Source organism: Hahella ganghwensis DSM 17046, from assembly GCF_000376785.1.
Classification (GTDB): domain Bacteria; phylum Pseudomonadota; class Gammaproteobacteria; order Pseudomonadales; family Oleiphilaceae; genus Hahella; species Hahella ganghwensis.
Window position 1 is genome coordinate 1 of sequence record NZ_AQXX01000080.1, and the last position, 15,051, is coordinate 15,051.

The 15,051-nt window shown below is 47.5% G+C and carries 12 protein-coding genes; 10 read left to right on the forward strand and 2 right to left on the reverse strand.

What is annotated here, in order from left to right:
- Positions 1 to 188: 188 nt before the first annotated feature.
- From F566_RS0105020 to F566_RS0105030, 3 genes are read left to right on the forward strand one after another with little or no spacing between them, the layout of a single operon-like run.
- Positions 189 to 4,130, forward strand: a complete 3,942-nt coding sequence (locus F566_RS0105020) for an RHS repeat domain-containing protein (RefSeq protein ID WP_020405087.1) — start codon at positions 189 to 191, stop codon at positions 4,128 to 4,130.
- 18 nt (positions 4,131 to 4,148) lie between these two features.
- Entirely contained in the window at positions 4,149 to 5,111 is a 963-nt protein-coding gene (locus tag F566_RS35235) for an RHS repeat-associated core domain-containing protein (protein ID WP_020405884.1), read from the forward strand.
- 3 nt (positions 5,112 to 5,114) lie between these two features.
- A complete protein-coding gene (locus F566_RS0105030; RefSeq protein ID WP_020405885.1) occupies positions 5,115 to 5,753 on the forward strand; it encodes a hypothetical protein in 639 nt (212 codons plus the stop codon).
- A gap of 334 nt (positions 5,754 to 6,087) precedes the next feature.
- Here the strand turns inward: F566_RS0105030 and F566_RS0105035 are convergent, their stop codons facing one another.
- Positions 6,088 to 6,696, reverse strand: a complete 609-nt coding sequence (locus F566_RS0105035; protein WP_020405886.1) for a glutathione S-transferase family protein — start codon at positions 6,694 to 6,696, stop codon at positions 6,088 to 6,090.
- A gap of 148 nt (positions 6,697 to 6,844) precedes the next feature.
- Between F566_RS0105035 and F566_RS0105040 the strand changes: the two genes are divergently transcribed.
- The 7 genes from F566_RS0105040 (at position 6,845) to F566_RS0105070 (ending at position 13,071) form a co-directional block, all read left to right on the forward strand.
- Complete coding sequence (locus F566_RS0105040) at positions 6,845 to 7,441, forward strand: TetR/AcrR family transcriptional regulator (RefSeq protein ID WP_020405887.1); 597 nt, start codon at positions 6,845 to 6,847, stop codon at positions 7,439 to 7,441.
- A 75-nt stretch (positions 7,442 to 7,516) separates the two neighbouring features.
- The gene (locus tag F566_RS0105045) at positions 7,517 to 8,086 is read left to right on the forward strand and encodes a glycine zipper 2TM domain-containing protein (RefSeq protein WP_020405888.1); all 570 of its coding nucleotides are present in this window, start codon (positions 7,517 to 7,519) and stop codon (positions 8,084 to 8,086) included.
- Positions 8,087 to 8,107: 21 nt separating this feature from the next.
- Positions 8,108 to 8,431 carry a PepSY domain-containing protein gene (locus tag F566_RS35240; protein WP_020405889.1) on the forward strand — a complete coding sequence of 108 codons (324 nt, stop codon included), beginning with the start codon at positions 8,108 to 8,110 and terminating at the stop codon, positions 8,429 to 8,431.
- Positions 8,432 to 8,533: 102 nt separating this feature from the next.
- Positions 8,534 to 9,223, forward strand: a complete 690-nt coding sequence (locus F566_RS0105055) for a response regulator transcription factor (protein ID WP_020405891.1) — start codon at positions 8,534 to 8,536, stop codon at positions 9,221 to 9,223.
- 2 nt (positions 9,224 to 9,225) lie between these two features.
- The gene (locus tag F566_RS0105060) at positions 9,226 to 10,602 is read left to right on the forward strand and encodes an ATP-binding protein (RefSeq protein WP_020405892.1); all 1,377 of its coding nucleotides are present in this window, start codon (positions 9,226 to 9,228) and stop codon (positions 10,600 to 10,602) included.
- A gap of 143 nt (positions 10,603 to 10,745) precedes the next feature.
- The gene (locus F566_RS0105065; protein ID WP_020405893.1) at positions 10,746 to 11,216 is read left to right on the forward strand and encodes a Dps family protein; all 471 of its coding nucleotides are present in this window, start codon (positions 10,746 to 10,748) and stop codon (positions 11,214 to 11,216) included.
- 214 nt (positions 11,217 to 11,430) lie between these two features.
- Positions 11,431 to 13,071, forward strand: coding sequence for an alpha-amylase family protein (locus F566_RS0105070; RefSeq protein WP_020405894.1), 1,641 nt, complete (start codon positions 11,431 to 11,433; stop codon positions 13,069 to 13,071).
- A gap of 53 nt (positions 13,072 to 13,124) precedes the next feature.
- Here F566_RS0105070 and speA read toward each other — a convergent pair whose 3' ends face one another.
- Positions 13,125 to 15,041 carry a biosynthetic arginine decarboxylase gene (gene speA / locus F566_RS0105075; protein WP_020405895.1) on the reverse strand — a complete coding sequence of 639 codons (1,917 nt, stop codon included), beginning with the start codon at positions 15,039 to 15,041 and terminating at the stop codon, positions 13,125 to 13,127.
- Between the last annotated feature and the right edge of the window lie 10 nt (positions 15,042 to 15,051).

A 15,051-nucleotide genomic window follows, 5' to 3' on the forward strand; every position in this document is an offset into this window, starting at 1 on the left:
TCAACCTAGGGTTTTCATCTATTGAACCGTAATGGTATCTCCCTTTTAATCGTCGCCGACGAATGAAACGGAATATTTTGACAGGGTAGTCGTTGTTACTTTTCAAAGGCTTAGTCGTACCTTCTCAATATGGACGTTACATCTCGTCGTTAGATTATTTTATCTATCTAACCGCATAGGGATATTACATGAAGCGACCTTCTACAGGCCTGCCTGCACAGGTTATGGCCTTTCTTTGTGCATTGCTTGTCACCCTGACATCCAATGCCGCCAATCCACTCAGTGTGGACGCATATCTGTCCAACGAATCTTTATCCAACGGTGAGGATATCGAAGGATTCACCAGCACTCTCAAATGGCGGGTCAAAGAGTTTTCTCTGCCCGGTACTGGGTTGAATATTGATCTTTACCGGTCCTACGGCTACACCACAGGACTGGGAACTTTGGGACTGTGGCACATTGAGACGCCCCGCGTAGTCCTCAATGCCTCCTTTGACTATGACAAGAACTGTGACCGTATTTCCTGTCGTAATGATGGGGTTTGGAAAATCGGCACAGCACGTCTGGAGATCCCCGGCCATAAACCTCTCTCGTTAGTGAAATCAAAAACAGAAGACGGAACTTTTGTTTCGGTTAACGGCCAATATGGCTGGAAAGTCACATGGTCCATCTCTGATGATAAGCTCACCATGACCGGTTATGCTCCCAATGGCTTGGTATACCGCTTTGATTATCTTGATAACGACATTTCTAAGAAGGGCATAGCCACTCGTGCCATACACGCTTCCAAAGTATCTGACCCTTATGGCAACTATCTGGCCTATTCCTACACGCGCACGCGGTCTGAAGACTCAAAGCTGACTGACAGCATTTGGCAAAGTATCGTACTGCCGAACAGTATTACGGCGTCCGATGGCCGAAAGGTGACTTTCAGCTATAAAGACATTGAAGACTTCTGGACCAAATCCAAACGCAAGCTCGACAAGATCACAGTCCACGAATCTACCGGCAACCGTGTCTGGAGCTACGAGTACAGCCGATGGTCACACTCTGCACCGGTCGAACTTAAGCGCGTTAGACGCCCTGACGGGTTGAGCTGGTATTACACCTGTTCACTGACCAGCAGCCATCCCCGCGAACATCGCCTTTCCTCTGTAACGGTGCCCCATGGTGCGAAGATAAGTTATCACTATGACTACCAGCATGAGCTGGATTTTGGGCGAGTTGGGGTGTCTAAACGTATTCTTTCTATAGAAGGAAAGGATGACTTTATAACCACCTATTCCTATGACAAGGACGGTAATTGGCTGAAATTTATTTCTTCTAATCCCCTGTCGACCAAGATTACCACTTTTCATAATGACAAATCGAAGCTGTACTACCGAGGAAAGATTGCCAAGGAACAGGTGTTCAATAAAGCCTCGGATTCTCAGCCCTTGAGAACCACTGAGTATTCCTACAATAAGTGGAGTGCTATTGGTGACCACGACTATCTGGCCAATCCTGTACGTCTGACTCGCATCAAGGTTGATGGTCTGTTGGAAACTCTCTATTCCAACTTTAACAGTCACTATCAGGCACGGACTGTGACCGAACGCTTGGGGGACACTTCTCGCATCACCACTTTGACCCTTGAGAATAAGATAGGTGACGGTCGCCGTTACATCGGCTTACTAAGAAAGAAATCGGTAGATGTCGGGATTGGTAGCCATCCAGAAACGATTGTTGCTACCTACCAATACAACAACAAAGGGCGAATTGTCCGTAAAGTGGAGAACGGCCTTGAAGAGCGCTACGACTACCACACCTCTGGCAAGCACACAGCGGGATTACTGGCCAGCCTTTACTATACGAATCATCTCGGAGAGCAGGTTGTCCAATACCCGACCTATTACCGGGGAATTGCCACTGAGGAATCTCTTCCAGAGAGAACGATTCGTCGAACAGTCGATGATCGGGGATTGATCACCTCTGAAAGTGATGGCGCAGAGAATTACACCTCCTATACCTATGATGCGATGGGGCGTGTTCGTAGCGTCCAACAACCCGAACGGACCAAGCAAATTATCACATACACCAAAAACGCCATCACGTTAAAACGTGCGGGCTCCACATTCCAGCAAGTGGTGACTTTGGACGGCTTGGGGCGGTCAATACGAACGGACAACGAGCTGAACGGCGAAAGATTAAACTTTCTGATTACGACTTATGACGGATTAGGCAGAAAAACCTTTGAGTCTCATCCGATGGACAGAAGCAGTAATGAAGCAGGGGTCAAGTACACCTATGATGCCTTAAGTCGCATCACCCAAATGCAGGACACAGGACGGGGCACGATGGCTGGCTATTGTTATGGCTTGAGTTGTGTTTCTGGTGCTTTACCTTCAGACACTCTGAACGCTGCCAAAGCGGCAGGTGCACGTTATGCCATTACCGAAACCAATCTGATAGACGGGAAGTTCTATAAAACACACTATCTGAAGGCGGGCTTCGGTGGATACGGTTACCTCTACGATGTTCTGGTGTATCGCGTTATTGACCAACAGGGCAATGCTCAGGTGACCAAGTTCCAAAGGAATAAAGCGGGATTGGTGCAAAAAGTCACGCAGGACGGTGTTTCTCGGAGCTACACCTATTATGCTGGGACAGATCGAATCAAAATGATCAATGAGCCAGAGCGTCAGCCCATCACTTACACCTACGATGAATCAGGTAACCTCCGAACCGCTCTAATCGAGGGACAGGGGAGAATCAAGTATTACTATGATGCGCTGAACCAATTGCAAAAAGTCGACTACCCATCAGGCCATGATGTTTGGTTCCGGTATCATGCCAATGGCTTGCTCAGCTATGCCAAGAAGGGCCTGACAGCAAGGACCTATGACTACTCGGCGTCTGGCGATCTCATCAGTGAGAAACTGAAAGTTGATATTGATGGACCAGAGTACTACACACTTGCCTATCAATATGATGATGACGGCCAGTTGGAGAAGATCACCTACCCTAACCAGTTTTTCCTGGAGTACGATCTGGACGATGCGGGACGCCCCTTGGCGCTTCATTCACCGGAAGGCACACTGATCTCTGACGTTGATTACAGCTATACCGGTATTACCAAGACATACACTTATGCCAATGGAATGAAGGTCTCCCAGGCCTCAGATAAAGCGGGACGGATCACTGCAATCAACAGCAATCTCGGGTCCACTGTTGTGACCAGTCAAGCCTACAGTTATGACGGACACAACAATGTGACGTCCATCATTGATCACCACGACTCTGCCAACAGTTTTAACGACATCAAATATGACGGCCTTTCCCGTTTTATTAGTGCCGATTGTCCCTGGGGAGATTGTGGGGCTCGTTACAACAGTCGTGGAGACATCTTGAGCAAGTCCATGGGAACTTTAGGATCACTGAAATATTTCTATGATTCCGATACCAACAGGTTGGACCACACGACCGGAACCAATTACCAATTCAAGTATGACGATTTCGGGAATGTGACGGACAATGGCCGTTTTGACATGACCTATGATCATTCCGGTGACATGCTCAGCATTGTCTCAAAGAGCGGCGATATTGATATCGATTACGAATATGACGCCCACAATCTGCGTACTATCGAAATCCACGGCGATAAAGCCATTATTCAGGTCCACTCCAAAGACGGAAGTGTGCTTTATGAAGAGAATCTGCTGGAGGACACGGCGACAAACTATGTGTATTTTGACGGCAAGATGATCGCGGAGATCGAACGGGATTTTCAAGCAGAATACACCTGTGAGGCAGGCTGGATCTTGGATGGCGATACCTGCACCAAAACGGTGTTTGCAGAACCAACGGAAGGTTGCTCTGAAAACCTGTCAATTTCAAACGGAATTTGCCGATGGGAAGAAACAAGGGCGGCTAACCGCCGATGCCCTGTTGACTATGAGTATCCTTGGGGGATTTTCTGCAGCCCCGAACAAAAGGTCCAAGTGTACTACTGTGACCCCGGATATATGAGATCGGGCAAAGAGTGTTTCAAACTTCATATCGAGCCAATCATCCTATCTTGCCCCACGGACTATAGCCTGACCGGTAATAATTGTGCGAAAACGCAAATCAAAGCCGCAATCAGGAAGTAGCCTAAGGAGATCTCATAAATGGAAATTCTAGCAAAACTTAAATACTCGCTGTGTCTGACACTGACTGTTCTGATGCTGTTGGTCAGCGCTCAGGCTCAGTCAGAAGCCCGCATCACGTTCTATCATCACGACAACCTGGGCTCGCCTATTGCTGCCAGTGACAGAGACGGCAATGTTTTATGGCGGGAGACTTACGCTCCTTTTGGGCAAAAGACGGTAAACGACAGCGCCGCTGAAGAGGAACGTGTCGGCTACACCGGGAAACTGCATGATAACGATACGGGTCTGACGTATCTGAACGCCCGTTACTATGACCCTGTGGTCGGGCGGTTTATGGCGATGGACCCTGTAGGGCCGCTTGAGGGTGGCTTAGACCACTTTAATCGTTATGCCTATGCATACAATAATCCGCTTAAGTATATCGATCCAACAGGGGAGTGGGGGTTATGCGGAAGTTGTGGTGATTCACCTGAAGGTTTTGATCCTGAGAGGGATGCTGCACAAATTGGAACGCTTAATGACCTGGGATACAGTGATGGAGAGCGTTTTTCTGCGAAAGAGATCATGTCATTGGACGATGTTCCCGGCTATGCTAAGACTGAAGAATTTAGCTGGAAACGACTATTGGGTGCAGTTTTTGGCGTTACTTGTCATGGAAACTGTCTAGCCAGTACAAGACCAAATCATGTATACGAAATTTATGATGTGCTAACAAATAAGACATATAAATATGGAGTTAGTGGCGTAGGTCTAACTGAAGAAGGTCTCTCAAAGCGAGCAGAGGCTCAAGTGAACAAGCTTAATAAAAAGGCTGGCTACAAAAAATATGCATCAAAACTTAAGACCCGCAATAATTTGACGCGAAGAGAAGCGGTTCGTAAGGAATTGGCACTAACCACAAGGTATGCAGTGAAGAACCAGAAGATGCCACCGGGAATGAAAAGACCAGTAGTAAGATTTAGTTTTATTAATAGGCGATAGGATATGCTTCAAGACATAACAGTATCAGCTGTGGAATCATATGAAAAAGCAGCTGAGTTTAACGGAACGACAAACTGTGTTACTTCCATGCTCTTGTTCGAGCTCCCCAGAGATTTTCAGATTGAGAAGTACCAAAAAATTATTGTTGAGGTCGGAGGAGAGAAAAGTGACTTTTTCGAGCTTGAAAACAATATTATTCAAATAAATAAACCCTTCGAATTTGAGCACTATTGGAAGCTTAGTGATGCCGAAGCGAAGAGATGTATTGCTCACTTAGTTCTTGAAGAAGTGGGAGGGCTTTGTGACAGATTGAGCGTCAATAAGGCCCCTCTAAATGAAAGCTTCAAGATTAACGAGGAAAAAGAATTTAAATTTGAGTATGTATACTCAACTGCGTATTCAAAAAATAAAGAGCGCAGGGCTTCTCTTTGTGTTCAGTATGGGCGGAAGAATGCGAAGATTTTAGTAGAGGTTTATGATAAGAGTGGCAATGTTCTTGGGACAGTAGATGTTGAAACTACGCTTCCTCATGAATTGATGTTTGCACAATACCTGGGAAAAGTTTCATGGATAAACGATAAGCGTTTAAAGATAACGCCTCATCAAAAGGTCTACGACCAGTATATTGTAGATCTTCCGTGAATTTAGAACGACAAAGGGCTGTAAGGCCCTTTGTCGCTTATTTACAGAAATCAAAACAAGGAAAGGACATAGCATCCTATTTCAGTTTTCGTGGCAAAGTGAGTAGCACTAGTTCATTTTTTGAATTTCGTGGACACTAGGTGGACATTGGCTGTCGTTTCAGACTTTTTTGTGTTGCAGTGAGCTTGTTAAGTTATTGAAATTAAAGTGGAAAAATATTTTTATTTCTAGTTTTTTGGATGTGCATAACGGATTTTGTGACCGTTAGGTGTAGGGGAAGTATATAGATCAATCATATTCAGTCTCGATGGCTGATGTTTTGTCGACAGGGGATTTAGGCGCTGTAACTTGGACGGCTGCGCATTTGATCCAGCCACCTCTGAAGATGCTTCTGCTCCGGTTGGACACGGAGGTTATTGACCTTGGAGAACTCTAGAGCGCATAAGGTGGTAATATCGGCAATGCTGTAGTAGTCGCCAACCATGAATTGATGTTCTGAGAAGTGTGTTTCCAGGAAGTTGAAATATTTTTCTGCCTGTATACGGCAAAGCTTCCCCCATTCCGGAACTTGTGGCTTGAGTCCTTTGAAATAGTCAGTGGTATGTTGAAAACACATTCCGGTAGGCATGAAAAAATACAGCTCGCTACGCCTATTCCACATTTCCACCTGCGCTTTTTCTTCTGGGGTGCGGCCAAATAATACAGGGTCAGGTTGTATTTCCTCAAAGTAGCGGCAGATTGCGACGGTTTCGGATAGATAGTCCCCGTTATCCATTTCCAGAACAGGCACCAGACTGAACGGATTTTTCTTTTTGAAATCCGGAGAATGGTGCTCAGCCTGTTTAAGATCAATTTCCTCAAACGCCATTTCAATTCCTTTCTCTGCCAGAAAAATCCTGACCCGACGGGGGTTTGGGGCGACTCGGGTTTCGTAGATTTTCATTCTCGGTGTCCTTGTTCTTGACTGATCGTTTAGGAATATTGATCTTATACAGTTTATCTAAACGATCAGTCAAGAAAAGGTTATAATCTGACCGACACCAGATAATGATGGTGAAAATTGTTCAATATCAGCGAATACAGGAGTTCAAATGGGGCGTCCCATTGCCTTTGATCCTCAGGAAAAATTACATATCGCCATGAAGTTGTTTTGGGAGCGTGGCTATGAGGCGACCTCCATGCAGCAGTTGGTCCAAGCTTTGGGGATAAATCGTTTTTCGCTATACAACTGTTATGGCGACAAGGAATCTTTGTTTCAGCTGGCTTTGGATCACTACTTCAAGACGGTGATTCGTCGCTTGATAGATCCACTACTCAAAGAAAACGCAGATATTTATGGGGTGATTGGGTATTTGCAGCTACTGCAGACGGCCATGACGGGAAAAGGCAGCCGATGGGGATGCTTTGTCCAAAATGCCGGCATTGAAAGAGGGTTGCATGATCAACAGACTCAACAGCGGGTAGACGATTGGTATCTGCAATTGGAAACGCTGATTCGAAATGGACTACAGAGAACTGCTGAGGCGGGCAGACTCAGGGAACGTGTTCAGCCTGACCTGGCCGCTCGCTATATAGTTACTGCACTACAGGGAATTATCGCAATGCGCCGCTCCAGTACTGATGATCAGCGCTATGCTGACTCCCTTAGTTTTCTGATATCGGAAGTCGAAGACTGGGTATTAAATTGATGCGTGGACAGTTCAGCCATTATTCAGTTTACAACGGTTAAAGTTTCTCCAACCAATGCAAAAGGAGAATCGTCAATGAAAGCCGCAAAATTTACCGCATTAGCACTCGCACTCAGTCTTTCATTACCCGTTTTGGCTCATCATAAACCGGGTCATCATAACGGCCCGAAAAGACCTCACGGTTCTGTCGTTTATGCCAGAGTGATGGATGTTGAGCCGATTGTGAATACCAGGGAGCAGAGAGTCCCGGTTGAAAACTGTTGGACTGAACAGGTGAGACATGAAGAACATGTTCCCGGTAAAAATCAGAATTATACCGGCACGGTTCTGGGTGGTGTGATTGGCGGGGCGGTAGGCCACGCAGTCGGGCACAAGAAGCGTAACAAGCAAGTCGGGGCGGCTGTGGGCGCATTGCTGGGAGCTGCAATAGGACATGATGTCAGTCAGCGTAGCAGCACCGGTAGCTACAACAAGGTTTATTACACTAATGAGCGCCGTTGTGACACGACTTATGATGTTTCCTACTATGATGAGACGGTAGGATATTGGGTGACTTATCAGTATGATGGTCAGGAGTATCGTACCCGCATGGATCAGGCTCCCGGAGACAGGATTCGTGTCAGGGTTACCGTTGAACCATTCTAATTAAATAACGATATCTATCTTATGGTTAAACAATACCTTGTAGTATCTGCATTGCTGGCGGCTTTGGTTGCGGGTAGCCCGGCTTCCGCCGCTTCCCGGAATAAAGACATGTTTCAGGATGGCATGCATTACCTTCAGTCAGGTCATAATTCCACAGTATTGATGTTGGCGGACAATGGTGAGGGAGTTTCCGCTTCAGAGGCGGCAAGGATTGTACAGAGCCGTACAGGTGGAAAGGTTCTCCGAGTGGAAGCTCAAGGCAGTGTCTACAAAGTCCGGGTGTTGATGCCCAATGGTGTTGTGAAAACATATACCGTCAATCGCTCAACCGGTGGAATGAGCTAGCTGCATTGAATACTAGCTGCATTGAATATAAGTGTGCTGCGGATGTGTTGAGCATCTTTGAAGATGGCATGCAGTGGATTGGCGTTGAATGGGAAAGGTTGCATGAGAATCCTGTTGGTTGAAGATGAAGCTCTGTTGCGTAACCAGTTGCTGGAAGAGCTGAGCCGCAAAGGATATGCCGTTGATACGGCAGAGGATGGTGAAGAGGCTGCATACCTGGGTATGGAAACCTCCTATGATCTTGCAGTTGTCGATATTGGTTTGCCGAAAAAGGATGGTTTAGCGGTTGTGAAGGAGTGGCGCGAAAAAGGTCGCTCGTTCCCGATTCTGATTCTTACCGCCCGAGGACATTGGCAGGATAAAGTCAATGGTCTGGAAGTTGGAGCGGATGACTATCTGGTCAAGCCATTTCATCTGGCCGAGCTGTTGGCAAGAATGAGTGCATTGGTGCGTCGAGCCTCGGGCTTTATCAGTGTTGTTATCGAAGCTGGGCCGATAGTCATGGATACCGCCGCCAAATCTGTTCAGGTCGATGGGCGATCCCTTGAGCTGACTGCCTATGAATATAATACGCTCGAATACCTTGTTCACCGTGCCGGGAAGGCCGTTTCCAAAATGGAGCTGACCGAGCATCTCTATGCTCAGGACTATGATCGTGACAGCAACGTCATTGAAGTGTTTATTGGCCGGTTACGCAAGAAACTTGATCCGGAAGGCATCATCCGCCCCATTTCCACACTGCGTGGGCAGGGATACCGATTCGAGCTGCCGGTTAATAAAACCGGTAGCTGATCATGCCGTTGTCGCTAAAGGCGAGGATTGGCCTGTTTGCTCTGGCCATCCCTTTGTTCATGGTGGCTGCTGGCTTGGTGCTCTATCTTGCCTATGAGCAAAGTCTGGAACGGGCCAACATCGAACGGTTACGGGCGCAGCTCTATAGCCTTCTCGCAGTTGCGGAACCGGTTGATGATTCTGTCTGGATGCCGGATACATTGCAGGACGAGCGTTTCAATCAGGTGCAATCAGGGTTATTTGCTCAGGTTCGTTCGCACCGTGACGGAGTGTCGTGGCAATCGCATTCGGCGTTGGGGATATCGATAGAACAACCTGAAAATTCAGCTGAACCGGAACCAGGCCAGATGTCCGTAAAGGAAATTGCTGGTGCTGAAAATTATCTGGTCATTTCACTGCCGGTCAGGTTTGGTGATTCGCCTGACAATCCTTTATTGATTTTCGAAGTTTGGCAGAACCAGCGTCTGATAAGGCAAGAGTCCCGTTCATTTGCCACAACACTCGCCATGGGGCTGGGTGGGCTATCCGCATTTTTAATGATCTTGATTGTTGTATTGATTCGATGGATCCAACAGCCTCTTAATCAGGTGGTCCAGGAACTTGGCGCAGTGGAAAAAGCTGAGAGAGATAGGATTGATGAAAATTACCCCAAGGAAATTGCTGCGTTAACCAAAGCTTTGAACACTGTGTTACAGATTGAGCGCAAGCAAAGGGAGCGTTATCGGAACAGTTTGGGGGATTTGGCGCATAGTCTCAAAACTCCTCTGGCAGTCATTCGTGGTGAATTGCAAAAAGAAGACGACCTTGACGAAGCCTCAGTGATGGCAATGCAGGAGCAGGTAGGGCGCATGGATGAAGTCATTACTTACCAACTGAAAAGAGCCAGCAGCGGCAGTTCTGGGGTCTGGGCGAAACCCAAACCAGTTAAGCCGGTGGTGGAGCGTATAACTGGTGTTATTGAAAAAATATATCAGGAAAAGTGTTTGGATCTGAGCATGGAAGTAGAGCCTCAGGCAGGATTTCTCGGTGATGAATCTGACCTGATGGAAATGTTGGGAAATCTGATTGAAAACGCCTTTAAGTATGGTGAGCGTCGCGTATTTATCTCTGTGGCGATTCGGGAAGAGGAATCTCAACTGATGATTACCATCAGTGATGATGGCCCGGGAATTCCGCCGCAAAGTTGGGAGGCCGTGCAACAGCGGGGCGTCAGGCTGGATAGTCGTCCTATAGGACAGGGGATAGGGTTGTCAGTGGTGGCGGACCTTGTCTCCAGTTATGAAGGGCATATAGAGCTGTTGCCAGGCCAGGAAGAATATCGGGGCGCGCGAATTAGGCTTTGTCTGCCCGGACGAATGATTATGTCCGCTGATCGATAGTTATAGGCTATCAATATTCTTTATTTAATAAAATTCACATTGAATCACGGAGCTCGTAAACTGATTCCAATTAAAGAGGATTGCCACTTAGAACAGAGAGGTAATCTGGTGATTGAAATCGGTTCCGTGAACGGGAGGTTCTTATGAGCGAAGTAATGAATATTGGAATTGATGAAGGCGCCAGGCAGAAAATCATTGAAGATCTGTCTGCGTTATTGGCGGACACTTACACGCTGTATCTGAAAACCCAGAATTTTCACTGGAATGTTACAGGGCCAAGATTTCAGGAAGTACATGCTCTTACTGAGCTTCAATACACTGACTTGGCAGCAGCGATTGATTTGATAGCTGAGCGTATCAGGACTTTGGGTGAGTATGCTCCGGCGAGTTATTCAAAGTATCGGGAATTAACCTCTATTCAGGAAGAGGATGGTGTACCTGTTGCGGATCAGATGCTGGCAGTGCTGGCACAAGACCAGGAAACCGTTGTCAGAACGATTCGCAAAGCGTTACCTCATGCCCAGGAAGTGGCAGATGAAAGTACTGCTTCTTTGTTGTCTGACCGGCTCAGCATTCATGAGAAAGCTGCCTGGATGTTGAGAAGTATGATTTAAAAACTCCTATGAATATGCTGTGAACGATCAAGGTGACCGACGGTAGCTGGGATGTAGCCGTTTCAGGTGACAAGGTTCAGGTTACAAGAGGGAGGCATGTCTCCCTCTCCCTTCTACTCCCCCTAATCCCCTTTCTGGGTAGTTGTTTTCATTCGATCATTTCCCTGATGATGCCAATCTAACGTTTTTCAAATAATAAGTTTTAGAGGTTGGGATGAGGTTTGTCAGTACGCTCAGTACAGTCTTTGTCTGTACGTTGTTATCTGCCTGTGGCGGTGGAGGTGGAGATTCCTCCGGAAATGGTTCTGTCGATGTTGGCTATACCCCATATGCCTGCTCTGCAGCCATATACAACAAAGCCAACGAGCTTCGGATCTACCAAGTCATGACCGAAGCATTTATTGACTCTGACGGGGAGGGCTATGGCGTTGGCTATGGTACCAGTCATCATCGGGGAGATATCCAGGGGATAACGAATTCTCTGCAATACATCAAAGACCTCGGAATGAATGCAGTCTGGTTAACACCTGTGTTTGAGTCTGTTGCATTGAATGGCCAGGATCTCTCTGCTCAGCGGCTTGATGCAACCGGCTATTTCGCCTCGAACTACTTCGGATTGGATCCGGAGTTCGGCACGATCGAGGACGCTAGAGAGCTTGTAAACAAAGCTCATGAGTTGGGGATGTATGTATTCTTTGATGGAGTTTTTGGGCATTTCAAGCAGAATGCAGATGATTACCCTTCTCCTGACGGTATAAACCTTTCCACGACCGGTGCCGACCAGGCTACCACGGGGAGAGAGGCAGTTTATCCCAAAGATCTGGCATTCTTTAAAGAGGTGGCTTCCTATTGGGTACGTGAGGTGAAAATTGATGGCTGGCGACTTGATCAGGCCTATCAGGTTCCCGTAGGGGCTTGGGGTGAGATTAGGAAGGCGGTCGAGGAAGCATCGGCAGACGTTACCTATCAGTTGGATGGAAATACGGTAAACCCTCTTGGCTATATGGTTGCTGAAATATGGAGTGGTGAGGAACGTATTGCGTCTGATGCCTATGGTGAAGCAGCCTCTCCAGGGCTTTGTAGTGCATTTGACTTCCCTATGAGATACCGGATTGTACAAGCCTTTGCAGGGGAAGAGAGCGGTGTTGATAGCCGGAATGCTTCAACGTTGGAGTCGGGCTACCAAACTCATGATCGTTACCCTGATTACGCCGTTCCCAATGGGTTTATTACCAATCACGACCTGGTTCGGTTTGGGGATTTGTTACAAAGAGAAGGGCTGGCCAATCCCTCGGATACCGAATATTGGGATAGATACCAGGCAGCTTATGCCTTTCTGGCGGCTTATTCTGGTCCAATTACCTTGTACTATGGCGAGGAAATCGGGGACCAGGTGGATGGCTTTGATGATAAAGTAAACGGAGATTGTGCCAGTGTGGGCTTATGTGATGATCACGTGGCCAGAACCTCTGCAAAGATTGAAGGGCTTGCCAGTGAACCGGGGAGAGCGGCTTTCAGTGCCAATTCAAATCAGGAGATGTTGAGGAATCGAATTGCTGACTTGATGACAATACGCAGTGAACACCCGGCTTTGTACCGCGGAAGCCGTAGCCATATTGTGTCCAGCGAAGGTGAAGCATTGTATATCGATTACAAAGTGGCTGAAGATGACCAGGTGCTGTTTGTTGTTAACCTTACTAGTGATATCCGGACCATGCATCTGGATATTATGGATGTAGACGGCAATAGAAAACTGACGGATCTTGAATCCTCTGAGGTCTTCAATGCGATAGGCGACAGAGTAACAATAGAAGTTCAGCCGTTGCAGGCAAGGTTTTTTGAGGTGTTGCCCTAACTAAGGTAAGGAGCTTGGCGGTAGAGTGGTTTGAACCACTCTACCGCTTATCATTATTCTTCCAGATAGGTGTAGCCGCCCAGTCCGGCTTTCAGTTCAGACAGGTACGTGGCTTTTTCCTCATCGCTGAGATCGGTCGCGTTGATCTTGGTTTCGAATGAGGCAAGTAACTGTTCCGGTATAAAATTAACGTAGCGAAGCACTTTGTCTACGGTATCTCCGCTGATCTTGTGCTTCAGTTCTACTTTGCTCTGCTCGTTGAAGTAGACATCAATGGAATCGGTGTCGCCGAACAGGTTGTGCAAGTCGCCGAGAATTTCCTGATAAGCACCGGTCAGGAAAAATCCTATCAGGTTGCTCTCACCGGCGCGAAACTCGGGCAGCGGTAGAGTCGTCTCCACGCCATAACTGTCTACGTATTGATCTATGCGTCCATCCGAATCACAGGTGATGTCCTGAATCACCCCCCTGCGGCTGGGAAATTTGTCCAGCCCGGATAGGGGCAGAATGGGGAAAATCTGATCTATTCCCCAGATATCCGGTAGCGATTGAAACAATGAAAAATTCACAAAGACTTTATCTGCCAGTTTCTCATTCAGTTCGTCAATGATCTCGCGATGGGCTCGGCTGTCAGGCGTCAATTGAACTCGAAGATGAAGGCAGAGTGCCTGATATAGTTTTTCCGCGAGGGCTCTTTGTTCTAGCGTTAAAACCCCATGAATAAACATGCCCTGAGCTTCATGAAGCGCGTGGACTCCGTCATGATAGATCTCCACCAGTGAACGCTGATTTTGGGGATCGAGCAGGGCCTGCAGGTCTTCCAGTAGATCGCGGAGTAGCGCGGGAGCGGTATCGTCCAAATCCTGAAACTCCTCCAAGGAGCCTGCTGTGATTCTTTCCTGATCAATAATGTCAGTGATCAGTACGGCATGATGTGCAGTCAGAGCCCGTCCTGACTCGGTAATAACATTCGGATGTGGGATTCCAGTGCGGTCACACTCTTCCTTAATTGTTCTTAGAACATTGTAGGCGTACTCACTGAGGCTGTAGTTCATTGAGCAGGAGCCTCGGGATCTGGTTCCGTCATAATCGATACCCAGACCACCGCCAACATCCACGATTTGAATATCCGCGCCCATTCGGCGTAATTCACCATAGAAACGGGCGCACTCCCGCAAACCGGTTTGGATGTCGCGGATATTGGCAATCTGAGAACCGAGATGAAAGTGCAGAAGTTGCAGACAGCCCTGCATCTGTCTGGCTTCAAGAACCTGCATGACTTCAAGGATCTGGGAAGAGGATAAACCAAACTTGGATTTCTCTCCGCCAGTATTCTGCCAGTTACCTTTGCCTATTGATGCCAAACGGGCACGGACTCCAATGGTCGGTGTAATTCCGAGAGCTTTGCTTTCTTCAAGAATTAAAAACAACTCATTAAGTTTTTCCACCACAATGAAGACTCGGTGCCCCATCAATTGGCCCAGCAAAGCCAGTCGAATAAACTCTCTGTCCTTGTAGCCATTGCACACGATGGTACCGTTCTTGGGGCTATGTGCAAGTACCGCGATCAATTCCGGCTTACTGCCAGCCTCCAGGCCGATCTGTTGATCAGTGCGGGCCGGTTCGGCGGCAATGATCTCTTCTACCACTCGTCGTTGCTGATTCACCTTGATTGGATAAACCGCAGTGTAACGGCCTTCATATTGAAGCTGTTCTGCAGCGTTGTTGAATGCCTGGCACAATCGGTTGACACGATGGTGGAGAATGTCAGGGAAGCGCACCAAAACCGGTAGGCTCAGCCCTGCCGCTTTTATCTCTTCGGCCAGCGTCACGAGACTGACCTCGAGAGGAGAGTCGCCGCCCTTGGGCTTCATGGCTACTTCCCCTGACTTATTGACCGTAATATAGCTGTCCCCCCAATGCTTGATATTGTAGGTTTTCAGCGCGTCTATGGCAGTCCATTCACTCATTGGCAGGTAC